This is a genomic window from Brevundimonas sp. UBA5866 (assembly GCF_002432125.1).
In the GTDB taxonomy this organism is placed as follows: Bacteria; Pseudomonadota; Alphaproteobacteria; order Caulobacterales; family Caulobacteraceae; genus Brevundimonas.
In genome coordinates this window covers 25,437-50,318 of the sequence record NZ_DJFS01000053.1, presented here as the reverse complement: position 1 = coordinate 50,318, position 24,882 = coordinate 25,437, and the positions used below count along the sequence as shown (strand labels likewise).

Here is a 24,882-nt window from a genome sequence, read left to right as displayed (position 1 = left end):
CGCCGGGACATCGCGGCGCGACGTCCAGCATTCGGACAATGATGGTCGCATGGTCCAGCGACATGCCGGCTGCGACCAGCACGGTCCGCAGACGGCCATCGTCGCCATAGCGCACACGCGGTTTGCGCCTGGGCGCGACCTCGATGACCTCGGCGGACTGGCGCGGCTTCGGTTGCGTGGTGGCCACCCTTGCAGGCGCTGCCTTCTCCCTGACGCTCGGAACCCCGGACGCCGGGTCCAGATCCAGCCCGTCGTAAAGGCGGCGCAGGTCGATTTCGGTCGCGCCGGTCATGCGTGCGACTGCCGACCACGAATAGCCGCGGCCGCGCAGGTTCAGCACATAGTTGGCGCTGATCTCGGATGCCCGAACCATCAGGCCCCCCGCTTCAGCAGGGGCTTCAGAGAGGCCTCGACATCGGCCAGATGGCCCATGCCCTCGCGCACGACATCCATCAGATGTGCCGCCTCGACCGGATCGATCTCCCCGTCATTGGCCAGGGATTCGCGGATGCGCCGTTGCAGCAGCGCGGCGGTTTCGGTGACCTCGCTGGATTCGTCGCGCAGCTCGCCCACCGTGCCGGTATGGGGCCGCGCCACGGTCAGCGCCTGGCTGATGACCGGACGGCCGCAATAGGCCTCCAGACAGTCCTGGATATCCAGCGGCAGCATGTCCGCAGCGCGCGGGTTCTGACAGCGCGACAACTGCTGGACCGAATAGGGCCGACACTCTTCCTTGCAGGCCGCCGCGGCTTCCTCCAGCCCGCCGCATTCGGCGATCAGCTGACGGGTCTTCATCTTCAGCCAGTTTCTGCGGGCCTGCGGGTTCATGCTGCCACCCCCGACGACGAACCGGGTTCGTCCGTTCGCGAGACGTTCTGCCCGGCTTTCTCGTTCGCGCCAGTTGCATCGTGCGCCACAGTGCAACCCGCACTTGCCGAGGAGGTCACCATGTCCGCCAGTGCTGCGCGGCAGGCTATGAAGTTCCGGACGGTCGGGGAGCTTTCACCCGACTTCCAGCGTTGCCAGTTGCTGCGATGCAATCCAGCCCTGGCAAGCACGGCGACCGGCTGAAGGTCGTGCGCCTCGCACTCGCTCTCGAATTCAACGATAGGATCTAGCATGTGCGCAGAATGTTCAGGAATGCACACAAGGTCAAGTGCATTAATGCGCATTTCCTCGCGTGCATTTTTGCGGGATGTTCGCGCATGACGACTGCTGCCGATATTCGTGCGTGGATGCGGGACACGATGACCGCGACCGGACTGACCATCCGGGAATGGGCGAGCCGCTCTGGCGTGGCTCCCTCCACCATCAGCCGCGCCCTCAATGCTGACTACGAGTTCGTCACTTCCGGACGTACCCTCGAAAAACTGGCCCGTGGGGCGGGTGTCAAAGCCATGCCGTTTTCGGCTATCGAGGCTCCCCCACCGGCGCTGGGACTGCTTCCGATCCGGAGCACGGTCCAGGCCGGTGCATGGCTGGAGACCGATTTGTCAGATCAATCAGAGGCAGAGCACTATCCCGCCGCTCCTGACCCCCGATTCCCGTTGCAAACGCAATGGCTGTCGAGAGTTCAGGGCGAATCCATGAACGCACTGGAGCGCAACGGACGCCCGGCAGGACTCTATCCTGGTGACCTCGTTCATTGCGTTGACGTCGAGGCGATCGATTACCGACCGCGCACTGGCGATATCGTCGAAGTCGAACGAATACGCGCTCAGGGCGGGGTCCGGGAGCTCACCCTCAAAGAGGTCGAGGTCACGCCAAGGGGGCTCCTGCTCTGGCCGAGATCAACCCTCGCAAAATGGTCCAGCCCGATCGAGCTGGCCCCCGTTTCGGCCAACGATCACAGCGATCCGGACATCGAAGTCCGCATTCGCGGATGGGTCATCGGCGTCATCAGAAGGTTCTGACGAGCCGGGGCCTGATCGCAAGGTAGGGTGCCCCCATGTCTGCATTGTGCGCATTTATGCACTTGACTGCATTCGTGCAGTTATGCACACATAGGGCGTCCGCAGCGGTCGAGCGCCTTTTCCCGACCCCTCCCGCGCCGCCGTTTCCCTGACGGCACTGCTGCGGACACCCCTTTCATGGAGCGTGTCCGCATGACCACCCTCTCAGACCAGCGCAACATCCAGTCGGCCCGCGACAGCGCCTTCTGTGCCGCGCACAACCTCACGAGCGCCGATGCCTTCGCCGGCTGCTCGCCCGTCCGCACGGCCCGCTATCTGGCCGATGCGGAAGCATGCCTTCAGGCTGCGCTGGACCGCGTGCGCGAGATGCGCCGCATCCGCTCCACCCACAGCGATCTGATGGCGGCCTGAGCCATGAACATGCTGGTGGGCCTGCACGGCGGCCATCTGCTGCTCGCCCTGGTCGCAGCCCTGTTTCTCCTCAACATCCCGCAACGGAAACGCTGACATGACCTCAGCCCTGTCCCTGCTTGCCGTCCAGAACGCGCCGGTGTTGCGCGCGCTCGACCGCCGCCCCGAGGGCGGATGGACCCTCAGCGACCTTGCCGCACACATCGGACGCGACAAGTCCAACCTGTCCAAGACCCTCTCCAGGCTGGAAGACGAAGGGCTGGCCAGGTCCAACCCTCTGACGTTCGGCCTGACCGACGCGGGCCTCGCGCAATTGACGATGATCGACCGGGCCGAAGGCGCGACGAGTGACGAACCCGGTTCGCCTGACGGACTGGTCTGGTTGCGCCACGCCCAGATCCAGCCCGACCCCGACAACGCCCGACGCGACTGGGACAGCTCTGAAGCCGTCGAGGCGCTCGACGCCCTGCGCGCCGACATCGTCGCCAATGGCCTGCTGCAGAATCTCGTGGTGCGTGGCCCTGACGCGAACGGCCAATACATCCTGGTCGGCGGCGAGCGCCGCTGGCGCGCGATCGGCGCGGCCATCGCGGACGGCGACATCGAGTTCGACACGCCGTTCGCCTGCCGCCTGCTGGAAACCGATGACCTTGGCTACCGGCTGGCCGCACTGGCCGAGAACCTGCAACGCCGCAACCTCAATCCGCTTGAAAAGGCGAAGGCTTACGAGGGGCTGGCCGAGGCGGGCCTGTCCAACAAGGACATCGCCGACCGCATCGGCGCGACCCCGGAACACGTCCAGCAACACCGCCGTTTCCTGCAGCTGGACGAGGCCGACCAACTGCGCATGACCCTGCCCAGGGACGATCCGCGCCACCTGTCGGTCCGTGATGCCCGCCAGAAGCTGGCGAACGNNGCGAACAGGGCACAGGACGCCGAGTCCGCAGCCGCACAGGCCGAGCAGGACGCCAGGATCACGCCCGAGATCAGACTGGCCATGGCCGAGTTTGCGCACCGCCTCGCCGGCGAAGCCAACTACACCTATGCCGATCTTGCCGTGGCCGCCGAGGCTCGAAGCCATCCGGTCGCGATGGCCCTGTCCGAACTGGGATGGATGCTCTTTAGCGAAGCGCCGAACACCTATGGCAACGCCCTGGGCTATCATTCGGCGCGCATCAGCTACACGGCGGTGAACCATCTGCCCGCATGGCGCAACTCTACGGATGTCGCGCAGCGTGATGCCGGCCTGGCCGATGCCTATGCGGCGCTGGGCATCGATGCGCCGTCGACGGGTTACGTCACCGCATGGCTCAATCCGCCGACCGAACCGACCCCCGAAGGCGCAGTCATCATCGCCGAGGCCAGGGCGCGCGTGCGGGCCGCCGAGGCGCGGACACGGCAGGAGGAAGAGGACCGCAAGGCCCGCGCCGCGCGCTGGGCCAGGGCGCGGCAGACCCACGCCGCCCTGCTGGCCGCGAAGAGCGCCGAGGCGGCTGACATCACCCGGACCACGAGGGACGTCGCCGAAGCTGTCGATCATCCCCTGCCATGGGCCATGACCGCATCGGGCGTCATTCAGGATGCCAATGGCGAGACCGTGACCCGACTGGTCCAGTGGGGCTTGCCCGACGATCAGGACATGACAGTGGCCCAGATCATCATCCTGTCGGTCAATCACGCTGCCGGCCTCGAGACGCCTCCGGTCATCGCCGCGCAGGAGACCGCCGACGCCGAAGAGAACGGCGCTGCCGAGGAAGAGGACGGACACGAGGACGGGGACGCAGACCAATGAACCGCCAGACCGTCCAGTCGACCCTTCCGGCCCCCGCCATTCCCGCCCACATCATCAGAGGACCTGCCGTGTCGCGCGACATCCGCTTTGCCCTGCTGCCCTCGCTCGCCCCCGGCGCCAGGGCGACCGTTTTCGCCACGCTCGAAGCGATGGAATCCAGCATCCACCGTCGCCGTGACGGTCAGGCGATCGAGTTGTCCGAGATCGAGGACGTCGAGACGACGCACCGCTCGGACATCTCGCGCGTCATCGAGATCTGGGCGCTGGACGTCGGCAACGACCGCGACCGCCTGATCGGGTTTGCCTATCTGGCCGAGAAGGGCAGGGCGGCGCTGGAAGCGGCCCTGCACAAGACGCGCAACGCCTATGCGCAGGTGGCCGCCTGATGTCCGCGCTCGTGACCAGCAACCGCGACCTGTCCGATCAGGGAAACCGTACCCAGGCCCGCTACGAGCTGAACCGCGCGCTCGACCGCAACGACGCCAGACTGCTCGCCGACTGGGCCAGGGACTGGGGAGAGGCCGCGCTCGGCATGTCCGATGTCGGGGCCGCCTATCAGACCCCCGCTGTTGTGACATTGCTTGCCAACCAGCTCGCGCGGGACGCTGAGCGGTTGCTCGCAGCATCCGCCAAGGAAGGCACGACCGTCGCTGACCTGGCTGACGACATCTTGCGCAACTTTCGCGCAGCCGATGGCCTCAAAGACACTCTCTCAGGATACGAAGAATGAAGATCACCGTCGAGAAAGCCGACCTTCATCGGGCGACGGGCCGTGTCGCCAGTGCAGTCGAGCGCCGCACCACCATTCCGGTGCTGGCCAATGTCAAGCTGGCTGCCGACAAGGGCGCGCTGACCATCACCGCCACCGATCTGGACATCGAGATTGCCGAGACCGTTCCGGCCCGGATCGATGTGCCGGGCCAGATCACGGTCAGCGCCGGCACCCTGTCGGAGATCGCCCGCAACGCCCCCAATGGCGCAGAGATCGCCATCAGCTGCAACGAGGCAGAGGACCCGCGCGCGACCGTTCGCTTCGGTCGATCGCGCTACCAGCTGCCGGTCCTGCCCGCCGCCGAGTTCCCGACGCGCGAGGGCATCCAGGGCATCCGCATCACCCTGCCTGCGGCCGAGCTTTTCCGCCTGTTCGACTATGTGCATTTCGCCCAGAGCAACGAGGAGACCCGTTACTACCTCAATGGCACCTATCTGCATGCCTGCACCGACAATGGCGGGGTGATGCTGCGCACCGTCGCCACGGACGGCCACCGCCTGGTCATCAACCAGACGCCCTGCGACGCCGCCAGGGACATGGCCGGCGTGATCGTGCCCCGCAAGGCAGTCAGCGAGATGCGCCGCATCCTCGGCGAGCTGCGCGAGGACGTGACGCTCTGCGTCAACGCCCAGGGCGTGCAGCTGCTGACCGAGACCGGCCACCTCATCACCAAGACAGTCGACGGGGCCTTCCCGGATTATGCGCGTATCGTGCCGATGGACTGGAAGCATGAGACCGAGGTCGATCGCGCCCTGCTGAAGGAGGCGATCAAGCGCGTCTCCCTCATCACGGCCGAGAAGTCGCGCCCGATCAAGTTTACCATCGATGACGGCCTGCTGACCCTGACGGTCCGCAACATGGAGGCCGGGGCCGCCCACGAGGAGCTCGAGGTCACAAGCGAGGCCATCGGCTTCGAGACCGGCTTCAACGCCAAATACATCCTCGACATCCTCGACCAGACGGACGCCGACCGCATGCTGCTGCGCCTGTCCGATCCGGCTTCCCCCGCCCGGCTGGACCCGATTCCGGGGACCAAGCACGCCGACCACCTCGTCAATGTCGTCATGCCGCTGAGGGTCTGACCATGCGCCGCATCACCAGGGACCTGCTCGCAGGCCTCGCCACACTCGCCTTCATCAGCACCGCCTTCGTCGGCGCTGCCCACATCCAGCCCCTCGCGGAAGCGACCGCTCACGAGGCTCGCCAGGCATGACCGGACACCCGATCTCGAACGAAGCCCCGTTTGAAAACCCGGACGTCATGACGGCTGCCGCCCAGGGCCGCCTGCGCACCATCATCGAGCGCATCGAGCGGCTCGAGGAGGACAAGAAGGCCGTCATGGAGGACATGAAGGCGGTCTTCGCCGAGGCCAAGGGCGAAGGCTACGACGTCAAGGTCCTGCGCAAGGTCATCCGCATCCGCAAGCAGGACCGCGCCAAGCGTCAGGAGGAAGAGGCCATCCTCGATCTGTACCTCTCGGCACTGGGTGAAACCTGATGCTGCACGCCAATCACGCTGAGATTCGGTTAGCTAACTGCGTTACAGCCTCCGCCTCCTGCTTCCATCCGCTTCGGATAGCGTCTTGCGCTATCTGCTCGAACTGGCCTTTCAGATCAGAAGCAATCTCTGGCCTGTCTTTTGTAATCGCAGCAACGACAGCCGCAATTACTGCTGTTGTAATAGTCTGGTTCAACTTCAAATTCTCCGCGAGAGTGGACGAATGGAACACTAAGCACTTCAGCTTGGAGAGCAATACAACTCGGACTGGTCGGTCCCTGACCCAGTTGAGCGAGGGCAGCCATGTCTGAGGTACGAAACCCGAAACCTTTGCGAGCCAGCTTGAGGCCCAGTCCCGACCAGTGGACTGACGACGAAGCCATGACCCTCGCAGAAGCTGTGGCTGTCTTCTTTCCCAACGGCCCGCTGACCATTTCCAGCCTGCGTACCGAGATCCGCAAGGGCCGTCTGTTGACAGCCGAGGTGGCTGGACGCCTCTATGTTACCCCCGCCCGCATCAGGGCACTTTTCGAGCCTCGCCCGACGTCATGCCAAGACCCACAAAAGGACCACGGCTGTTCCTCCGCAAAGCCCGCCCCGACAAGCGGCAGGCATCCGTCTGGGTTATCCGAGACGGAACGAAGGAGATTGGCACAGGATGCGGCCCGAGCGAGGTTGAAGCAGCTGGGCTCAAACTCGCCCAGTACATCCAGTCGAAGTGGACGCCGCAGCCCGCCAGCGGCACCAACGGTCCTGCCGATCCGTCCGACGTACTCATTGCAGACGTCATAAGTCTCTACGCCGAAGGCAAGGCCGCCAAGGCTCCGGACCCCAGGGCGGTCCGCGCCCGCCTTTCGGCCCTGCTGGAGTTCTGGGGCGACAAGACGGTCGCGGACATTCGCCGCTCTTCGTGCGAAGCCTATGTCGCCCACCGTATCCTCCAGCCGATCAAGATGGCGAAAGACCCGGCCACGGCGCGTCGGGTCACCGACCAGGGCGCGCGCCGCGAATTGGAAGACCTTTCAGCAGCCATCGGTTACTGGCACGACGAGCACCCGCTGACGCGCCGGCCCAAGGTCGTGCTGCCGCCCAAAGCCGAAAGCACCAGAGACGCGCTATCGCGCAGCGAGGCAGCGCGGTTGCTGCTGGCATCCATGGGCTGGCGCTACAATCCGGCCACCGGCAAATGGAAGCGCCTTCCCAAGTCCAGCCGCCTCAACCGTGCGCACCTGCGCCGCTTCATCCTGATCGGCCTCTATACGGGTACGCGGCCGGGGGTGATCCCCAAGCTGTTGTGGTCGGAATCGCCGACGCAGGCCTGGGTCGATCTGGAAGAGGGGATCATCTATCGCCGCGGCAAGGCCGAGCGAGAGCAGCGCACCAAACGGCGACCGCTTGTCATGATCCCCGGACGCCTGCTGTCGCACCTGCGCCGCTGGCATGACCTGGACATGGCCGCGAATGCCCAGCTGCGCGAGAACCACCTCAAGGCAGGCGGCAGCCCCGCGACTGTACCGACCATCACCAGCGTTCTGCACCATGGCGGCCGACCGCTGGCCGGTCGGGTGCGAACCGGGTTCGAGGGCGCAGTACGCGACGCCGGTCTGTCCGAGGACGTTACACCACACTGGATGCGCCACACCTGCGCCACCTGGCTCATGGAGCGTAACGTCCAGACCTGGGAAGCCGCCGGCTACACCGGCATGTCGGTCAAAACGCTCGAAGATTGCTACGGCCACCACAGGCCGAATTATCAAGCAAACGCTCGCAAAGCATTGCGTTAAGGTCTAGGACGCGGACTAAAATATGCGCGAGAAACTCTCCGCGAAACGAATCTACATCAACGGTAAGTCGTAACACTCGATAACATAGCAGTGTCTTGGTATGGACACCGGAGTGATAGTGTGATTCAAGAAGATGTGGGTGGCACTCGCCGCTCTCAGTTTACCGTTCCGCGTCAACGAACTGGGTAGCTGCGGCAGTGAGAGACCACAGTCTCCCACCGGCCGAACCGATAGCGCCTATAAGAGCAAACGCTCACCGCTCTCGGCCAAGAACAAGCAACACGTGCCATCTTGATTCTCCTTTAGGAACCCGGGTGAAAGCCCGGGGCTCCGAGGACGCTCCATTACGCCTCGTATTCTGCGACATTGGAGCATTGGAGAAAAAAGCGGCGAGTGCCTAAGTTAGGTAATCATGCACATCGAGCGCGGAGTCAACTGGGCGTGCCACGATTATTTATAGTTCATCAATCTTTGTGAGAATTTCCTCCGAGAGGCATGTCTTTTGCAGCTAATAAGGCTTCGTCCAGCGAAGTACTTCGACGAGCCTTTTGCCTCTCGCGACTGCGCCGCTGCTTCTCTCGACGTCTTTCCTCGGGCGTCGGGATAGGTGACAATCGCAAGTCACTGTGTTCAATCAGCTCTGGGCGACAGGGGCGTCCCATAGTGTCCAGATAGACGCGAATGCCTTCACGTCTTGCAAATTTGAAGGCGGGGACAAAGTCCGCATCTGCAGTCACCACAACTAGCGAACGAACGGTGTCCTTTAATGCTAATCGAGCGATATCCAGGCCGATCCGGATATCAACGCCCTTCTGTCGTAGGTTCGGCTTCAGATCTGAAGCCGCGAGCGACCGAGGTTCCTTGCTGATCTTGCTGATTGACGAGTCGCTTACTCGCCAACCGCTAGATAGTACATCACCCATCCTGAGTGCGAAATCAGGCGTAGCTTTCAGCTCCGCCTGCAATTTGACAGACGAAGCATAGGTATCTGTGGCTTGCAAATCGAGCACTGACCCGTCGATCGGGTTGACCAGCTGTGCTTGAGAAGGAGGTGCGTCATAGAAATAAATGCGCAGAAGATCGCACTCGGCAAAAGCCGGGTGCGCCCGTATCCGCTCGCACTCGGCGATGATATCGGCCGAGGTGGGGGCACGCTTTTCGCGTGCCCAGATAACTTTTTGGACGAACCCGCCGTCCATGCATATAGCGAATCGAGGCTTGAACACCTGATTCAGCTATCACGATTTTTTGGGAAAGTAACGACCGCCCGCCCGTGGCGTCCCCGTAGGTGCGCGCTTCATATGTTTGACGGGCGAGCGATCTGTTTACACCGCGTGTTTAGGCGGTACGCGCGGTCACTGTCAATGCATGTGGATAACATTGGGTTTCACTGATTTAACGTTTTGTGCTGAGGGGGCCCACTCCGTGTTAGACGAGTCAATGCGGAGTCGCTTCCGCATCAGTTGCGCTGGCTCCCCCTCCAGCCCCCCCCAGAAACCCCCCAGAAACCCCTGAAAAGAACGTGAACGTAACTGGGGGGCATTGAACGAGAAGTGCCGATAAACACTGGATTTGACGCGGTGTGCCTTTCGTTGACATCGTAGGGGTCACAGGTTCAATCCCTGTCGCGTCCACCATTCTCTCCACACAGTTCCGATCGGCTTCACAGCGCGTACTGGCGCGTGGAACTGCGATTACGAAAAAGCCCGCTGTTTCCGGCGGGCCTTTTGTTTTCAGTATGTCAGCCGCACTCCGGCACGCCAGGTCCGCGGGGCTGTATATCCAGCGATGCCGGTAGCGGTTTGGGATGTCTGGACATCCTCATCCATCAGGTTGTCGACGGCGACCCAGAGCGCGGCATGGTCCAGAGCCTGCCATGCGGCGCGGGCGTCCAGTGTCCATGCCGCCTTCAGGACACGGCTGTTCAGATCGTCGTCAAAGCGGTCTGATTCGTAGCGGCCATCCACGCCAAGATGCAGACGCTCCGCCGCCTGCCAGTCCAGACCCAGCACGGCACTCCATCGAGGCGCTTGGGCGGGGCGCAAGCCTGTGAGTTGGGGGGCACTGTCGTCACCGTCCATCTCGGCATCGGTCCATGACACTGCACCTCTGGCGTCCAGTCCTTCGGCCAGTCTGGCCTTGAGGCTCAGTTCAATACCGGTCGCATCGATGGTGCCGGCATTCTGGCGCTGGCGCAGGACGCCGCCTGCGGGCACAAAACCCGCGCGCGGGAAGGTACCGGGTCCTTGTGCTAGGGTCACATTGACGATGGCGTCCTCGATCCGGTTCCAGAACAGGCTGGCATTGGCTTCGATGCGATCATTGGCAAAGCCCAGTCCCGCTTCCACACCCTTCAGGGTTTCGGGCGACAGGGCGGCGTTGGCCTCTGTCAGATCGTTCCCCACGCGGAATGGCCTGTGCAGTTCATTCAGGCTGGCCGGACGGAAACCAGAATAGGCCGCGCCGCGCAGGCTCCAGCCTTGGCCCAGGGCGCGGCGCGCGGCCAGTCGGGCGCTGAATACGGTGTCCGAACGCTTGTCTTCCGTTTCGTCCAGCGTGACAGAGCCGTTTTGCAGGTCATCCTCGAAGCGGAAGCCCGCGTTGTTGGTCCATTGATCCACGCGGATGCCGCCGGCAAGAAGCCACGGCCCCTTGTCCCACGATCCGTCCAGATACAGTCCCGCGACGGATGCCTCGCCCCCGGCTTTGCGGCCACGGGTGAAGACACCATTCATGAACCGAAAGCGCTCCTGGGTTTCGCCTTCGAAAAAGCGGGCATCGGCACCGATTTCCCATTCCAGACGCCCGCTCAAGACGTCGTCCTGACGGCGCAGGGCGACATTGGCCCCGCGCCCTCGCGCAGGTGTGCGGTATTGTTCATTGGCGGGGGTGACTGCGTTGCGGTCAGCGGACACGGCTCCCGAACTGTTGAACAGGTTGCTGTGGTTCTGCCATGCCTGAAGCCGCCATCCCGAGCGGCCATTGGCGGGGGCGCGGGCCAGTGTCGCCGACAGGCTGTTGCCTGAAGCATTGGCGCGGTTGTTGCCCAGCCCCGATCCGCGGTCCTCTTCCCATGTGGCCGCCCGGACCGACAACCGGATATTGTCGGTGACATTGACATCCAGACGCCCGGACAGAGCCTCGGCGGTGAGATCCATAGGAACATCGGCGCGCCCGGCCTGCGTGCCCCGGACCGGCACATAGCCATCCGACGTCTCGTGCAGACCCGACACCGTCAGGGCAAACCGTTCGTTGCCGACCGAGGCCGTGCCGGATGCCCGCAAACCGCCGCGTTCGGCAATGGAAATATCCAATACCCCGCCATCGGCATCTTTCTCGCGAAGGGCGACCACACCCGTCAGCGTCCCTGCGCCATAGGGGCCTGCGCCTGCGCCACGGATCACATCGATGCCGGACAGGCTTTCCGGGGCGGACTGGGCCCAGATCACCCATCCTCCAAAGGGATCATTCAGCGGCACGCCATCCAGTGTCACCAGCGCGCGACCCGCACCGCTTGGGGCGATGGCTCTCAGGGACAGGCCCTGGGTCGTCGGGTTCGCGCTCAGGCTAGTGGTGCGGCGGAACAGGGAAACGGCAGGGATGGCGCGCAGGGCCTCGTCGGCACGTACGCTGGCCGCGATCTCGGACTGCCCCAGCCGCACCACGGAAAAGGCTGCCTCGGACGCTGCCGGAGGCAGGCGGGCGGCTGTAACGACCACATCGGAAACCTGTACCGCTTCGTCCTGCGGTGACTGGGGCGGGATGGGGAGGTCAAACAACACAGCAGTCTCCGGTAAACTCTGAACAGGCCACAGTGGGGGTATCATTCCACTGTTCTGTATCGGCCAATACGCAAAACTGATGGCATCACCATCTCGTATGGCGGGCAAAAACGCACAGGGTTCAGGCATGAAAAAGCCCCGCTGACAAAAAGTCGGCGGGGCTGATTCTGGACCTTTAAGGTCCGGCGACCCGATTAGTGGGTAGCAGCCGGAGCTTGCGGGTTGTTGGCGTTGTCGCGGATAGCGTCAGCCTTTTGTTCGGCGTTGGCTTCAACAGCGTCAGCCTGGGCGTTCAGAGCGTCCGTAGCAGCTTGGGTGCTGGCAGCGTCAGCCTGGTTTTCCAGTTGGGTCACAGCCACATCGGCTTGTGCCTCAACGGCGTCGGCCTTGGCATCGGCTTCCTTCTCGGCAGCGTTCTGGCAGGCGGCCAGGCCGGTCATGGCGGCGACGGAGATGGCGGCGAGTACGATCTTGCGCATAGGAGCTCCTTGCGGGTTGAAAGGCAAAAAAGATAAACGCCGATTTACCGGTTCGGTTCACGCGGGCGTGATAAGTTTTTTACTTCCTGACCCGAACTCGCCCCAAATACGCCACTGTAGAACCGTTGTGACCCTTATGGGGCGAGCCGTTTAACGCCCTTATTGAACTTCGCTGATCGTCAGACGGCCCGGGATCATTTCGCCGCTGTAAGAGCCAACCCAGACGTCATAGACGCCGTCGGAAGCATCGCTGAAGACGACGCGCGGATTGCCGTTGCCACCGCTGTCGTCGTCGCAATACCACGAACCATCGGGCCCATTGATCATCAGGGTGGTGTCAGCCTTGGCCGTGAAGGCAAAGGTCAGGGGGAAGTTACCCGCATCGCGATAGGTGACCTCATAGTCCGGCGACGAAGAGACAAAGCCCGCGCAGGAACCATCCACCGAGGCAGCCTGGATATTGCCGCCCGCAGTCATTTCGATCGAGTGCGGATCAGGCGTGAAGCCCGACCGCAGAATGATCTCGCCGAAATTAGCCTGGGCGCTCATGTCGATGGCCGCCGAGGCACCCGTACCTTCCGAGATTTCGGAAATGTGCAATTCGGCGGCGACCGAAGATCCGCCGACTGCGCCCACCCAGATTGCATAATTGCCCGAGCGCGGATTCTCGAAGCCGATTTCAGGATCAAGGCCATTGGTGTCGTCATTGCACTGCCAGCGACCCTGCGGATCACGAACGACCAATGAGGTGTCCTCGTCCGAGGTGGCGCGGATGTACAGCGGCATCTCACCGGCGGTGTAGTTCAGGACATAGTCGGGATTGCCGCCGATCTGACCTATACATCCCGTAGCATTCACGCGTGAGGCATCGATGGCACCGCCCGCCGTCACGGACAGCTTGTGCGGATCGGGGGTGAAACCGGAGGACAGGCGTACGCTGCCGTATACGGGCGTACCGCGCGAGTCCTGAGCCTGAACCGACGTTGCCAACGGTGCCAATAGAATGGCAGCAGCCAGCACAGGACGGATCAATCGCGACATATCTTATCTCCGAGACGAACAATTATGTTCGAAAACGGACTCCTATTAGTCTGAACCGTGTGCGGGCTCAAAACACGCCAATGTTACCGCTGATCTCCTAGGGACCCGGACGGGCACCAAGCCTATTTTTCGCGGGCGTGAAGAACGTCGAGCACGTCCTGCAGCTTCATGCCGCGCGCATACAACAGAACCAGCAGGTGATAGATCAGATCGGCGGCCTCGCTGGCGACTTCCTCGTCGGGACCCGCCGTGGCGGCAAGGGCGGTTTCTACACCTTCCTCGCCCACTTTCTGCGAAATCCGCTTTACCCCTTTTTCGACCAGTCGCGCGGTCCAGCTTTCAGCGGGATCTGCCTTTGCACGCACAGCGATCGTGCGTTCCAGCTTGGCCAGTTGCCCGACGCCAGGCGCTGCCTCGTCGCCAAAACAGGAGACGCGGTTCAGATGGCAGGCGTTGGCGTTGACCGGGCGAACCTTCACCACCACCGCGTCGGCGTCACAGTCGGGCGTCACCGACACCACATTGAGAAAGTCGCCCGACGTCTCGCCCTTGCGCCAGCGCCCGCCGCGCGAGCGCGAGAAGAAGGTCGCCTGACCGCTCTCCAAGGTTTCCTTCAGGGCTGCCTCGTCCATATAGGCGAGGGTCAGCACCTGAAGGGTATCCGCATCCTGCACCACGGCGGGGATCAGACCGTTACCCTTGGCGAAGTCGATGGCGGACACATCCACACTGTTCTTGAGTTCGTTCATATCCGTACCTCCACCCCGTTCCGGTCGAGGTAGGTTTTAAGATCGGGAATGGCGATGGCACCGGAGTGGAAGACACTGGCGGCCAATGCGCCGGAAACATCGGCATCCTTGAACGCCGACAGGAAATGTTCGGGCGCGCCCGCTCCGCCGGATGCGACCAGCGGAATGGTCAGACGCTCGCGGGCGACGGTCAGTTGGGCGATGTCATAGCCTTTGCGCACGCCGTCCTGATCGATGCAGTTCAGCACGATCTCGCCCGCGCCGAGGGTCTGCGCCTCGATGATCCAGTCCATCGTCAGCTTGCCCGCGCCGCGGCGGGCGTTGGGATCGCCGGTGTATTTGTGGACCTTCCACTCGCCGTCCTGAAACGCGCTGTCGACGCTGACGACCACGCACTGGCGGCCCAGCCTTTCGGCCATTTCACCGATCAGCTCGGGGCGCTCCAGCGCGGGCGAGTTGATCGACACCTTGTCCGCCCCGTGGTCGAGGCAGCGCGCGGCCTGTTCGACCGTGCGGATGCCGCCCGCGACACAGAAAGGAATGTCCAGCAGGCGGGCGATGTCCTGCACCCACGAATAGTCCAGGGTGCGGCCTTCGGGACTGGCGGTGATGTCGTAGAAGACCAACTCGTCCGCGCCCGCATCGCGGTAACGGGCGGCCAGTTCGGCGGCGTCGCCCATATCGCGGTGGCCCTCGAAGCGGACGCCTTTGACGACACGACCGTCCTTCACATCAAGGCAGGGAATGATACGGCGGGCGGTCATTGAACCCCGCTCCTATAGAAAAGTCCGGTCATCAGGCCACGGCCTTGATGGCTTCGGCCACGGTGAACCGGCCTTCATAGATGGCGCGTCCGGTGATGGCCCCGTCGCAGCCGATGTCGCGCGCGGCCTTCAGGTCCTTCACCGTGGCGACACCGCCCGAAGCCTGCAGCTTCAGATCCGGACGGCGGCGCAGGGCCTCGCTCAGCAGGTCGGTGTTCACACCCGTCAGGGCACCATCACGGCTGACGTCGGTCATCAGCACATGGCGCAGAAGTTCGGGCGGATAGCGGTCCAGCACCGTCCAAAGATCCACGCCCGCCGACTGGGTCCAGCCCTTGAGCGCGGGCACGGGCAGTCCGTCCTCGTATTTGACGTCGAGGGCGAGGGTGATGGATTCCGGACCGAACTGGTCCAGCCAGGCCAGCACCTGATCGGTGTTGGTTACGGCCAGCGAGCCGACCACAACGCGGGTGACGCCGTTGTCGAGAAGGCGTTTCACGTCGTCTTCGGTGCGCACGCCGCCGCCGCACTGGATCTTCACATCCACGGCCTTGGCCATCTCACCGACCAGTTCGTACTGGCGGGCGGCACCGGCCTTGGCCCCGTCCAGATCGACGATGTGGGCCCATTCCGCGCCCTCGGCGGCGAATGCGGCAAGGCGGCTGGCGGGGTTTTCGTCGTAACGGGTGACCTTGTCGAAATCGCCGTGCATCAGACGCACCGCGACACCGTCTTTCAGGTCAATGGCGGGATAGATGATCATGCGGGCAACCCGAGGAAGTTTTTGAGGATACGCGCGCCGGTCTTGGCCGAGCGCTCGGGGTGGAACTGGCAGCCCCAGCGGTTCTTGTGGTTGATCACGGCGGGGACAGGCAGGCCGCCATAGTCGGCGGCTGAAATGGTCGCCTCGCCATCGGGGCAGACGAAGCCGTGGACGAAATAGGCCCATTCGCCATCCGTCACGCCGTCCAGGACTGGATCGTCGCGGCGCTTGCTCAGGCGGCTCCAGCCCATGTGGGGCGAGGGCAGGGAGGGGCGCGGCGCGATGGCCGTCACGCGGCCGGGGATCAGGCCCAGCATCGGCACGTCGCCGTCCTCGTCGGACGCCTCGAACAGCAGTTGCTGGCCAAGGCAGACGCCCATGAGCGGGCGCTCGAAGGCGCGCAGGGCATCGACAAGCCCCAAAGCCTCCAGCCGCTTCATGGCATAGCCCGCAGCCCCAACACCCGGCAGGATGACGCGCTCGGCATCCGCCACGTCCGCCGGATCGGCGGTCACGCGCACCCGTGCGCCCAGCCGCTCCAGCGCGAAACGCACCGAGGCGACATTGCCCGAGCCGTAACCGATCAGGGTGACGTCGCTCACAGGACACCCTTGGTGCTGGGAATGGCGTCGCCCTCGACCTTGATGGCCTGACGCAGCGCGCGGCCAAAGCCCTTGTAGCAGGCCTCGGTCTTGTGGTGGTCGTCGGAGCCGGTGACCTTGATGTGGACGGCTGCCCCCAGATGCTCGGCCAGCGAGCGGAAGACGTGGGCCGTCAGGTCGGTGCGGTATTCACCGATGTAGGGCGTATCGAACGTGCCCTCGAACACCTGATAGGGACGGCCCGACAGGTCGATGGAGACAACCGCATTGGCCTCGTCCATCGGCAGGACAAAGCCATAGCGCTGGATGCCCTTGCGCTCGCCCAGCGCCTGTTTCAGCGCTTGGCCGAGGGCAATGGCGCTATCTTCGATCGTGTGGTGCGGATCGGTGAACAGGTCGCCCTCGCACTTGAGGCGCAGCGAGAAGCCGCCGTGGGCCGCGATCTGCTCCAGCATGTGGTCAAAGAAACCGACGCCGGTCTCGATCTTCACCGGACCGGCTTCATCAAGGTTCACCGTACAGACGATGCGGGTTTCCTTGGTGTCGCGGACCGACTGGCCGATACGCGGGGCGCGCACCTTGCCGACATTCATGCCGAAGGCGGCCAGCAGGCGATCATTGATTTCGGCCTTCAGCGATACAGGCAGGCGCAGGCGTTCTTCCGACACATCGGCGGCAATGCCGAAGGTCTTGAGTTGGGCCAGCGCCGCTTCGATGTCTTCGGGGCGGGCGATGATCACGGGGCCGACGCCCTGATCCACCGGCATGATGCGCGACAGCTCGCGCACCAGACGGTCGCGCTCGCGGCGGACACCGGCGATGCGCTCGGCATTCTCCAGCATGCGCGACGGGTCCAGCGCCTGCTGCGCCAGTTTCACCAGCGGGGCGGGCAGGGCATAGGGCTCGATCACCGAGGCCAGACGGTCCAGCGTCTGCGGCTGGGCCAGGGCGGCCCCCACGCGGGCACCGGCTAGACCGTAGGCCAGCGACAGGCTGCGCAGGACGATCAGGTTCGGCACGTCCTTGATGATGGTGGCGGCGGACGGAGCGTCGGAAAACTCGATCACGCCCTCGTCGATGACCAGCAGGGCCGGAGCCACGCGCCGGGCCATCTCGGCGATGGCTTCGACCGAACCGATGGCGCGGGCCACCACGGCGATGTCATCACCCTTGGCCGGATAGATGGATTGCAGGCGGGCATAGGGCTCGGCCTTGGGGGCCTCGACCGAACCGCCTTCCTTCAGCGCCAAACGCCAGACCAGCTCCAGTGCGTGGGTCAGGCCACGCACCGGCAGGACCTGATCGGTCTCTACGCCATAGATTTCGGCCATGCGCGCGGCCAGAGCCGACGGGCTGGACGGATAGTTGTCGAGACCGTCATTGGCCGCGACCAGCGGGGCAAAGGGGGCAGGCAGGCTCATGCCTCGCTCCTGTAATCTGCGGCGCGGGCGTGGGCTTCCAGCCCTTCCAGACGCGCGAGGCGGGCGGCGATGGGGCCGAGGGTGCGGGCACCCTCCTCATTGACGTACTGCACCGACATGGAGGTCATGAAGCTGGCGGTGGTGATACCGCCCAGCGTACGCGCCCCGCCATCGGTCGGCAGGACGTGGCTGGGGCCAGCGGCATAGTCGCCCAGCGTCTCGGCGGCCCAGCCACCGACGAATATGGCACCTGCGGCCTCGATACGGTCCACCAGATCACCGGCATCTTCGGTCTGGAGCGCAAGGTGTTCGGGGCCGTACATGTTGATGGCCTCGATCACATCGTCCGGATTGCGGGCCAGGATGGCGCGGGCTTCACCCAGAGACGCGCGGGCGATCTCGGCGCGCGGCAGGGTGGCAACCTGTTCCTCGACCTCTTCCAGAATAGCCTGAAGGGCGGTCTTGGTGGTGGCGACGAGGATGACCTGCGCGTCCTTGTCGTGTTCCGCTTGAGACAAGAGGTCGGCGGCGGCAACGACCGGATCGGCGGCGCTGTCGGCCACGACCATCAGTTCGGACGGACCGGCGGGCATGTCGACGGCAGGACCGGCGGGAAGGGCGTTGGCCTGTTTCTTGGCCTCGGCCACATAGGCATTGCCGGGGCCAAACAGCTTGTCACAGCGCGGGATCACGCCGTCCTCAAGCTCGACNNCGTCAGTCGAACGATCGACCCCCCCCCCCCCCCTTCCCGGGGGGGGGGGGGGGGGGCTCCCTCCCCCCCTCCGATGGCCCAGAGGGCATCGAGGCCCGCCTCTGCGGCGGCGAGGATCATGGCGGGGTGAACACTGCCGTCCTTCGACGGCGGGGTCACGGCGACGCGGGTCTTCACGCCCGCCACCTGCGCCGGAATGGCCTGCATCAGCAGCGACGAGAACAGAGGCGCGGTACCGCCCGGCACATAGATGCCCGCCGCACCGATGGCGCGCCAAGCGAGCTTGGAGCGGACGCCCGCGGTGGTTTCCACCAGTTCGGTGTCCGAAGGCTTGGTGGCCTGATGGAAGATACGGATGTTTTCCGCCGCCATGCGGATGGCGCGGGTGTCGGCAGGGGCCAGCTGGTCGCGGGCCGCGCTGATCGTCTCGTTATTGATCGGGATACGGCGCGGGGGTGCGCCATCCAGCTTCACGCACCAGTCGGTTACGGCGGCACCGCCACGCAGGGCGACGTCCTGCATGATTTCGCGCACGACACTGGTGACGTCGGCGGCGACGCGCTGTGCGGGACGGGCCAGAGCCTCGTGCTTCTGCGCCTCGTCCAGTTGGGACCAGTCGAACGTCTTCATCACATCATCTTCTCGATGGGCAGGACGAGGATGGCCGAGGCACCGACGGCCTTCAGCTTCTCCAGCGTTTCCCAGAATACGGCTTCCTGACAGACGGCGTGGACGGCCACGGCGTCGTCACGTCCGGCCAGCGGCATGATGGTCGGCGACCCAGCCCCCGGCAGGATGGCGATGATCTCGTCCAGCGCCGCGCGCGGGGCGTTCATCATGACGTATTTGGCACCCGAGGATGCAATCACGCCCGACATGCGTTCCATGACGCTTTCCAGAAGGTCGGCCATTTCCGGCTCGGGAGCCTTGGGCGACTTGATCAGGACGGCTTGGGAATCGAACACGGTGTTGCGGGCGACAAGGCCGTTGGCCTCCAGCGTCGCGCCGGTCGAGACCAGATCGCAGATGGCGGCAGCCAGCTTCATACGCGGGGCGACTTCCACCGCGCCGCGCATCAGCACTACGTCCGCCTTCACGCCCTCGGCTTCCAGATAGCGTTTCAGGATGTTTGGATAGGAGGTGGCGATACGCTGGCCTTCCAGATCCTTCGGACCGTTCCACTCACCCGGCAGGGTCGCCAGCTTCAGTGTGCAGCGGCCGAAGCCCAGCGGCATGACCACTTCGGCGTTCGGGCCGCCGTTGCGGCCTTCCTCCAGAACGTTCTCGCCCACGATACCCAGATCGCAGACGCCATCGGCCACGAAGGTGGGGATGTCGTCGTCACGTACGCGGATCAGGTCGATGGGATAGTTTTCGACGCGGTACAGCAGCTCGTTATGCCCCTTCACCCATTTCAGACCCGCATCGCGGATCAGATCGAGCGAACGGTCGGCCAGACGGCCGGATTTCTGAATGGCGATACGGAGCCGTCCTTGTTGGGTGCTCATGGGATACTCTTTCGGGGCAGGAATTCAGTCAGCGGAGGAAATGCGGTCCAGGGCGATGCGGTAGCCCTGATGCGGCATGTCCTTCAGATAGCGGGCGACGCGGACCACTGTGGTGGGGCTGGCCCCCGCCTCGGCAGCGATCTCGCGGTATGACTTGCCCCCTGCATCCAGAAGGCGCGCGACCTGTAGGCGCTCGGTGAATGCGCGCAGTTCCGCAGGCGTGCAAAGATCAGCCAGCAAGGCTGACATTTCCTCGCGCGTCTGCATGGCCAAAAGGGCGTCCAGCAAGGCGTCGCGTGCGGCTATCTTGGGGTCGTTTACAGCAGGGGCGGTCATTTCGGCTGTTTCACTATGCTGTAACAGTGGAACAGTCAACCGCCGATCTCTCACATGCGCCGAAAAAAGTTCACCGGATAATGAGAACAATTATCAATTAAGCTTGCGACAGAATGCCGCTGTGTTATTGCGAGCGCCTCTCATTTTTAGCGCAACGTGAAGGCGACCCCCGATGACCGATTCCCGTGCTTTGGCGATCAAGGCCCTGTTCCTGGCAGGGGGCGCTGCGGGCGTTCTGGGTGCTGCGCCGGCGATGGCCAATGACGTGACCGATGTGGCGGGCATCAGTCAGGACGCGACCGATCTGGGCACCATCGACGTGCATGGCCGCAAGGTGAAGCGCGAGCCGCACGATCCGCAGTTCGTCGCGCCGCTGGTGGATACGCCGCGTGCCGTGACCGTCATTCCGCAGCAGGTGATCGAACAGTCGGCGGCTATGTCGCTTCAGGACATTCTGGCCAACTCGCCCGGCATCACGATGGGCGCGGGCGAGGGTGGACAGCCGCTGGCCGACCGTCCGGTCATCCGGGGGCAGGCCTCGGGCAACAACATCTTCGTGGACGGCCTGCGCGACAGCGGCGGCCAGCAGCGCGAACTGTTCAACCTCGAACAGGTCGAGGTGGTTAAGGGGCCGGACGCCGTCTATTCGGGCCGTGGCTCGGGCGGGGGCAGCATCAACCTTGCCACCAAACAGCCGCGCCTCAGCAACTTCACCAACGGCTCCATCGGCGTCGGCACCGACGGCTATGTGCGCGGCACGGTCGACGGCAACTGGAAGGTTTCGGACAATGCAGCGCTGCGTCTGAACATCATGGGCGCGCAGGGCGATGTCGCGGGCCGCGACAGCGTCGACTACGACAAATGGGGTCTGGCGGTCGCCTTCGCGGCGGGCCTTGGCACCGACACCACCTTCACCGCCAGCTATTATCACCTGACGTCGAACCAGATGCCCGACTATGGCATCCCGCTGTTCACCAAGACCGGCATCAGCGACGATGACAGCGGCATCCTGAACGTCGACCGCAACGCGTTTTACGGGGTGAAGGACCGCGACTATCTTGAGAACACGGTCGATACCTTCTCGGCCATCTTCCAGCACGAGTTCGACAACGGCCTGCGCCTGCGCAACATCAGCCGCTATTCGGAAACCCTGAACGACTATGTGGTCACCAATCCGGGTGACGGCGGCAATATCACCAATGGCGGGGTGCGGCTGATCGACGGCGTGTGGTGGATGAAGCGCGGCACCAAGTCGCGCTGGAACCCCGTCACCACCATCGCCAATGCCACCGACCTGACGGGCAGTTTCCAGACCGGAGCCATCACCCACAATTTCAATCTGGGTGTCGAGCTGTCGCGCGAGAAGAACCGCAACGCCTCCTATGCGATCACGACCACGGGCGGCTCGGCCTGTCCGTCGCCGATGACGGGCTTTGACTGCACCCCGCTCTATGCGCCCAACACCTCGGACCGCTGGCAGGGCACCATCGAGCGCAATGTCGTCAGCCGCAATACGACCGATACCGTGGCCCTCTATGGCTTTGACTCCATCAACATCGGCGAGAAGTTCATCGTGAACCTCGGCCTGCGCTACGACGACTATTCGGTCGAGGGCGTCGATGCGTCGGGCACGGTTAACGCCCCGGTCTATACCCCGCGCAAGGGTGACTGGAGCTTCACCAACTATCAGGTCGGTCTGGTCTATAAGCCGACCCAGAACACCAGCCTTTACGCCTCGTGGGCCACGTCCTCGACCCCGCCGACGATTTCTGCGGGTGACCAGAACACCGGCAACGGTCAGGGTTCGGGCAATCTGGCAGGACAGCTGCTGGAGCCGGAAGAGACCGAAAGCTTCGAAATCGGTGCCAAGGCCAATCTGTTCGACGACAAGCTGTCGCTCGGTATCGCCGCCTTCCAGCTGACCCGCGAAAACGCCGCCATCCTTGTGGCACCGGACGTCTATGAGCAGGCGGGCGAGGTCGAGGTTAAGGGCGTCGAACTGTCGGTCGCCGGCAACATCACCGACAAGTGGCAGGTGTTCGGCGGCTATACGTGGCAGGATTCCGAACTGGTGAAGGGGGCCTACAACAGCACCGTCGTCGGCGAGCAACTGGCCAATACCCCCGAACATTCGGCCAGCCTTTTCACCACCTACCGCCTGCTGCCCAAGCTGACGGTCGGCGGCGGTGTCTACTACGTCTCCAAATCGTGGGGCGGGAACCAGAACGGCGCAGGCGGCGGTGCCAACCGCGTCTATGCGCCGGAATATACCCGCGTCGATCTGATGGGTTCGTATGACATCAACGAGCGCGCCTCGATCACGGTCAACGTCAAGAACGTGGGTGACGAACGCTACATCATGCGGACCAATGGCGTGCACCACGCCGATGTCGCGCCAGGCCGTTCGGCTCTGGTGACGCTCAACCTGCGCTACTGATACCCCTCAAGTGTCGTGAACTGTGGCCCTGTCATCCATTGGATGGCAGGGTCATTGCTATCGAGAAGGAAGCCTGCGTCATGCTGCTGCACATCCCCGGCGTATTCACCAAGGACGAAGTAAAGGCCTTGCGCGCCATTCTGGATCGCGGACCGTGGGCGGACGGCAATATGACGTCCGGCCACCAGTCCGCGACGGCCAAGCAGAACCTGCAACTGCCCGAGGACAGCGCCGAGGCTAGGGAGGTGCAGGGCATCATCACACAGGCGCTCTACGCCAATCCGATGTTCATGTCGGCGGCTCTGCCGCACACCATCTTCCCGCCGCTGTTCAACCGCTATGAGGGGGGCGGAAACTTTGGCACCCACGTCGACAACGCCATCCGTCAGCGCGGCAATGTGCGTATCCGCAGCGACCTGTCGGCGACCCTCTTCCTGTCCGAACCAGAGGATTATGACGGCGGAGAACTGATCATCGAAGAGATGTACGGCGAGCAGAGCGTGAAACTGCCCGCCGGAGACATGGTGCTCTACCCGTCAAAGAGCCTGCACCGCGTCACGCCCGTGACGCGCGGTGCACGGGTTTCCAGCTTCCTCTGGCTACAGAGCCTGATCCGCGACGATGCCGACCGGGAAAGCCTGTTCCGTATGGATGTGGCCATCCAGCGTCTGAACATCGAGCGCGGTCCCAAGGATCAGGCGGTCATCGAACTGACCGGCGTCTATCACAACCTGCTGCGGCGCTGGTCCGAGGTTTAATAGACGTCGCGGCGATAGCGGCCCGCATCGGTCAAGCCCTGCAGACGCTCTTCGCCCAGCACGGTTTCCAAGGCGGCGTGAACGCCCTTGGACATGCCCTCAAGGCTGCCGCACACGAAGATATAGGCCCCACGGTCGATCCAGCGTTCGATGTCGCGGGCGTTCTCCGAGATCAGGTGCTGGACATAGCGGCCATCGCCCTCGTCACGCGACCATGCTTGATCGACGCGGGCCAGCATCCCCGCAGCCTGAAGCGCCTTCAATTCTTCGCCAAAGAAGTTGTCATGGGCGCTTGTGCGCTCTCCAAACAGCAGCCAGGCCTCGCCTTTGCGCGGTGTTTTCAGATGGGCGCGCAAGCCCGCGATGCCTGTACCGTTGCCGATCAGCAGGATGGGGCTCTGGGCCGGGGCAGGACGGAAATTGCGATTGGCACGGATGCGCATCTGGACCTGATCGCCGACCTCCAGCTGGCGGATCAGCCAGCCGGAACCCCGTCCCGCTTGCCCTTCGGGCGTCGTCATCAGGCGCACACAGAACTCGGCACCGTCATCCGACGGGATCGAGGCCAGAGAATATTCGCGGACAATCCGCTCACCGCTGCCGTCATCCGGCAGGACAAACTCGGCGATATCGCCCGCTTGCCAGTCCGGGGTATGGCCCAGCGGCTGGAAAACCAGATGCCACGCTTCGCCACCGGGGCTGCCGGGGTTGAGGTGTTGGCGGTGAACAAGCTGCCAGGGCTCGTAGCGGGCCGGTCCCCAGACCTGGAGATCGTCGGTTCCGGCAATGGCGGCTAGCTGGTGCTGCCACAGGGCCAGCGACGCCACATCCCCGTTGTCCACATCGATACGGGGATACAGCGCGCTGGCACCGTTTGCGGCGGCCCAGTGATCGATCTGGCGACCGAAGGCGCAATATTGATCGTAACTGCTGTCACCAAGCGCCAGCACGGCATAGCTCAGGTGCGACAGGTCCATCGTGCCCGTCATCACACGTCGCAGAAAACCGGATCCATTATCCGGCGCATCGCCTTCCCCGGTGGTCGAGGCGATGAAGAGTATGCGCCGGGCATTGCCCAGTAAGCTGTCATCCAGTTCCGAAAGGGGCAGGGGCCGCGCCGCCGTTCCCGCCTCCGACAGCGCGCTGGCGGTTTGCCACGCCAGTTCTTCAGCCGTGCCCGTCTGGCTGGCATAGGCTACCAGAACCGTGTCGGCGGCCAGTTGGCCCAATGCTCCGGCGCGCGCGTGCGCGGCACCTTTTTCCCGCATGACCTTGTGCAGGGTCCAGCCGACAAGGGCCAGCCAAAGGCCGACACAGATTGCGGCACCTAGCCAGTGCATGGGGTTATGGGTCACGGACGA

27 protein-coding genes and 1 tRNA gene are annotated in these 24,882 nt (G+C 63.9%); 12 read left to right on the top strand and 16 right to left on the bottom strand.

Going from position 1 to position 24,882, the window contains the following annotated elements:
• On the bottom strand, positions 1-373 hold a 373-nt coding region (locus tag B3H86_RS06265), incomplete at its 3' end, for a hypothetical protein (RefSeq protein WP_292052080.1).
• Positions 373-828, bottom strand: a complete 456-nt coding sequence (locus B3H86_RS06260; RefSeq protein WP_292052078.1) for a hypothetical protein — start codon at positions 826-828, stop codon at positions 373-375. The genes B3H86_RS06260 and B3H86_RS06265, both read right to left, overlap by 1 nt.
• Positions 829-1,205: 377 nt before the next feature.
• Between B3H86_RS06260 and B3H86_RS06255 the strand changes: the two genes are divergently transcribed.
• The 9 genes from B3H86_RS06255 to B3H86_RS06215 all read left to right on the top strand — a co-directional run bounded on the left by B3H86_RS06255 (position 1,206) and on the right by B3H86_RS06215 (position 8,169).
• Entirely contained in the window at positions 1,206-1,913 is a 708-nt protein-coding gene (locus B3H86_RS06255; RefSeq protein ID WP_292052076.1) for a LexA family protein, read from the top strand.
• Positions 1,914-2,105: 192 nt separating this feature from the next.
• Positions 2,106-2,324, top strand: a complete 219-nt coding sequence (locus B3H86_RS06250; protein WP_292052074.1) for a hypothetical protein — start codon at positions 2,106-2,108, stop codon at positions 2,322-2,324.
• A gap of 97 nt (positions 2,325-2,421) precedes the next feature.
• Positions 2,422-4,116: a ParB/RepB/Spo0J family partition protein gene (locus B3H86_RS06245; RefSeq protein WP_292052072.1), complete on the top strand. Its 1,695-nt coding sequence runs from the start codon at positions 2,422-2,424 to the stop codon at positions 4,114-4,116.
• Complete coding sequence (locus B3H86_RS06240) at positions 4,113-4,502, top strand: hypothetical protein (RefSeq protein ID WP_292052070.1); 390 nt, start codon at positions 4,113-4,115, stop codon at positions 4,500-4,502. The genes B3H86_RS06245 and B3H86_RS06240 overlap by 4 nt, the downstream gene beginning before the upstream one ends.
• On the top strand, positions 4,502-4,846 hold the full coding sequence (locus B3H86_RS06235) for a hypothetical protein (protein ID WP_292052068.1): 345 nt from the start codon (positions 4,502-4,504) through the stop codon (positions 4,844-4,846). The genes B3H86_RS06240 and B3H86_RS06235 overlap by 1 nt, the downstream gene beginning before the upstream one ends.
• Entirely contained in the window at positions 4,843-5,970 is a 1,128-nt protein-coding gene (dnaN, locus tag B3H86_RS06230) for a DNA polymerase III subunit beta (protein ID WP_292052066.1), read from the top strand. The genes B3H86_RS06235 and dnaN overlap by 4 nt, the downstream gene beginning before the upstream one ends.
• 2 nt (positions 5,971-5,972) lie before the next feature.
• The gene (locus B3H86_RS06225; RefSeq protein ID WP_292052064.1) at positions 5,973-6,101 is read left to right on the top strand and encodes a hypothetical protein; all 129 of its coding nucleotides are present in this window, start codon (positions 5,973-5,975) and stop codon (positions 6,099-6,101) included.
• On the top strand, positions 6,098-6,385 hold the full coding sequence (locus tag B3H86_RS06220; RefSeq protein WP_292052062.1) for a DUF2312 domain-containing protein: 288 nt from the start codon (positions 6,098-6,100) through the stop codon (positions 6,383-6,385). The genes B3H86_RS06225 and B3H86_RS06220 overlap by 4 nt, the downstream gene beginning before the upstream one ends.
• A 548-nt stretch (positions 6,386-6,933) precedes the next feature.
• Entirely contained in the window at positions 6,934-8,169 is a 1,236-nt protein-coding gene (locus B3H86_RS06215) for a tyrosine-type recombinase/integrase (RefSeq protein ID WP_292052060.1), read from the top strand.
• A gap of 464 nt (positions 8,170-8,633) precedes the next feature.
• Here the strand turns inward: B3H86_RS06215 and B3H86_RS06210 are convergent, their stop codons facing one another.
• Positions 8,634-9,368 carry an NYN domain-containing protein gene (locus B3H86_RS06210; RefSeq protein ID WP_292052059.1) on the bottom strand — a complete coding sequence of 245 codons (735 nt, stop codon included), beginning with the start codon at positions 9,366-9,368 and terminating at the stop codon, positions 8,634-8,636.
• 319 nt (positions 9,369-9,687) lie between these two features.
• Here B3H86_RS06210 and B3H86_RS06205 point away from each other — a divergent pair.
• Positions 9,688-9,806 (top strand) — tRNA-Val (locus tag B3H86_RS06205).
• Positions 9,807-9,902: 96 nt separating this feature from the next.
• Here the strand turns inward: B3H86_RS06205 and B3H86_RS06200 are convergent.
• The 12 genes from B3H86_RS06200 to B3H86_RS06145 form a co-directional block, all read right to left on the bottom strand.
• The gene (locus B3H86_RS06200) at positions 9,903-11,951 is read right to left on the bottom strand and encodes a TonB-dependent receptor (RefSeq protein ID WP_312821095.1); all 2,049 of its coding nucleotides are present in this window, start codon (positions 11,949-11,951) and stop codon (positions 9,903-9,905) included.
• Between the two features lie 194 nt (positions 11,952-12,145).
• Complete coding sequence (locus B3H86_RS06195) at positions 12,146-12,430, bottom strand: hypothetical protein (protein ID WP_292052057.1); 285 nt, start codon at positions 12,428-12,430, stop codon at positions 12,146-12,148.
• A gap of 159 nt (positions 12,431-12,589) precedes the next feature.
• The gene (locus B3H86_RS06190; RefSeq protein ID WP_292052055.1) at positions 12,590-13,471 is read right to left on the bottom strand and encodes a peptidase; all 882 of its coding nucleotides are present in this window, start codon (positions 13,469-13,471) and stop codon (positions 12,590-12,592) included.
• A gap of 122 nt (positions 13,472-13,593) precedes the next feature.
• Positions 13,594-14,220, bottom strand: a complete 627-nt coding sequence (hisIE, locus tag B3H86_RS06185; protein WP_292052053.1) for a bifunctional phosphoribosyl-AMP cyclohydrolase/phosphoribosyl-ATP diphosphatase HisIE — start codon at positions 14,218-14,220, stop codon at positions 13,594-13,596.
• A complete protein-coding gene (gene hisF / locus B3H86_RS06180) occupies positions 14,217-14,984 on the bottom strand; it encodes an imidazole glycerol phosphate synthase subunit HisF (RefSeq protein ID WP_292052051.1) in 768 nt (255 codons plus the stop codon). Before hisF ends, hisIE begins: the two co-directional genes overlap by 4 nt.
• Before the next feature lie 31 nt (positions 14,985-15,015).
• Positions 15,016-15,747, bottom strand: coding sequence for a 1-(5-phosphoribosyl)-5-[(5-phosphoribosylamino)methylideneamino]imidazole-4-carboxamide isomerase (hisA, locus tag B3H86_RS06175; protein WP_292052049.1), 732 nt, complete (start codon positions 15,745-15,747; stop codon positions 15,016-15,018).
• A complete protein-coding gene (gene hisH, locus B3H86_RS06170; RefSeq protein WP_292052047.1) occupies positions 15,744-16,349 on the bottom strand; it encodes an imidazole glycerol phosphate synthase subunit HisH in 606 nt (201 codons plus the stop codon). Before hisH ends, hisA begins: the two co-directional genes overlap by 4 nt.
• The gene (gene hisB, locus B3H86_RS06165; RefSeq protein ID WP_292052046.1) at positions 16,346-17,770 is read right to left on the bottom strand and encodes an imidazoleglycerol-phosphate dehydratase HisB; all 1,425 of its coding nucleotides are present in this window, start codon (positions 17,768-17,770) and stop codon (positions 16,346-16,348) included. The genes hisH and hisB overlap by 4 nt, the downstream gene beginning before the upstream one ends.
• Positions 17,767-18,462 carry a histidinol dehydrogenase gene (gene hisD / locus B3H86_RS06160; RefSeq protein WP_292052044.1) on the bottom strand — a complete coding sequence of 232 codons (696 nt, stop codon included), beginning with the start codon at positions 18,460-18,462 and terminating at the stop codon, positions 17,767-17,769. The genes hisB and hisD overlap by 4 nt, the downstream gene beginning before the upstream one ends.
• Positions 18,459-19,004: a histidinol dehydrogenase gene (locus tag B3H86_RS06155; protein WP_422653073.1), complete on the bottom strand. Its 546-nt coding sequence runs from the start codon at positions 19,002-19,004 to the stop codon at positions 18,459-18,461. Before B3H86_RS06155 ends, hisD begins: the two co-directional genes overlap by 4 nt.
• A 107-nt stretch (positions 19,005-19,111) precedes the next feature.
• Positions 19,112-19,990 carry an ATP phosphoribosyltransferase gene (gene hisG / locus B3H86_RS06150; RefSeq protein WP_292052040.1) on the bottom strand — a complete coding sequence of 293 codons (879 nt, stop codon included), beginning with the start codon at positions 19,988-19,990 and terminating at the stop codon, positions 19,112-19,114.
• Positions 19,991-20,014: 24 nt separating this feature from the next.
• Positions 20,015-20,326 carry a YerC/YecD family TrpR-related protein gene (locus B3H86_RS06145; protein WP_292052038.1) on the bottom strand — a complete coding sequence of 104 codons (312 nt, stop codon included), beginning with the start codon at positions 20,324-20,326 and terminating at the stop codon, positions 20,015-20,017.
• 172 nt (positions 20,327-20,498) lie between these two features.
• Here B3H86_RS06145 and B3H86_RS06140 point away from each other — a divergent pair, with 172 nt between their 5' ends.
• Together B3H86_RS06140 and B3H86_RS06135 are read left to right on the top strand one after the other, a co-directional pair.
• Complete coding sequence (locus tag B3H86_RS06140; protein WP_292052036.1) at positions 20,499-22,763, top strand: TonB-dependent receptor; 2,265 nt, start codon at positions 20,499-20,501, stop codon at positions 22,761-22,763.
• 80 nt (positions 22,764-22,843) lie between these two features.
• Positions 22,844-23,521: a Fe2+-dependent dioxygenase gene (locus B3H86_RS06135; RefSeq protein WP_292052035.1), complete on the top strand. Its 678-nt coding sequence runs from the start codon at positions 22,844-22,846 to the stop codon at positions 23,519-23,521.
• On the opposite strand, the gene B3H86_RS06130 is transcribed toward B3H86_RS06135, so the two are convergent.
• Complete coding sequence (locus B3H86_RS06130) at positions 23,518-24,876, bottom strand: sulfite reductase subunit alpha (protein WP_292052032.1); 1,359 nt, start codon at positions 24,874-24,876, stop codon at positions 23,518-23,520. The genes B3H86_RS06135 and B3H86_RS06130 overlap by 4 nt on opposite strands.
• Positions 24,877-24,882 lie beyond the last annotated feature (6 nt).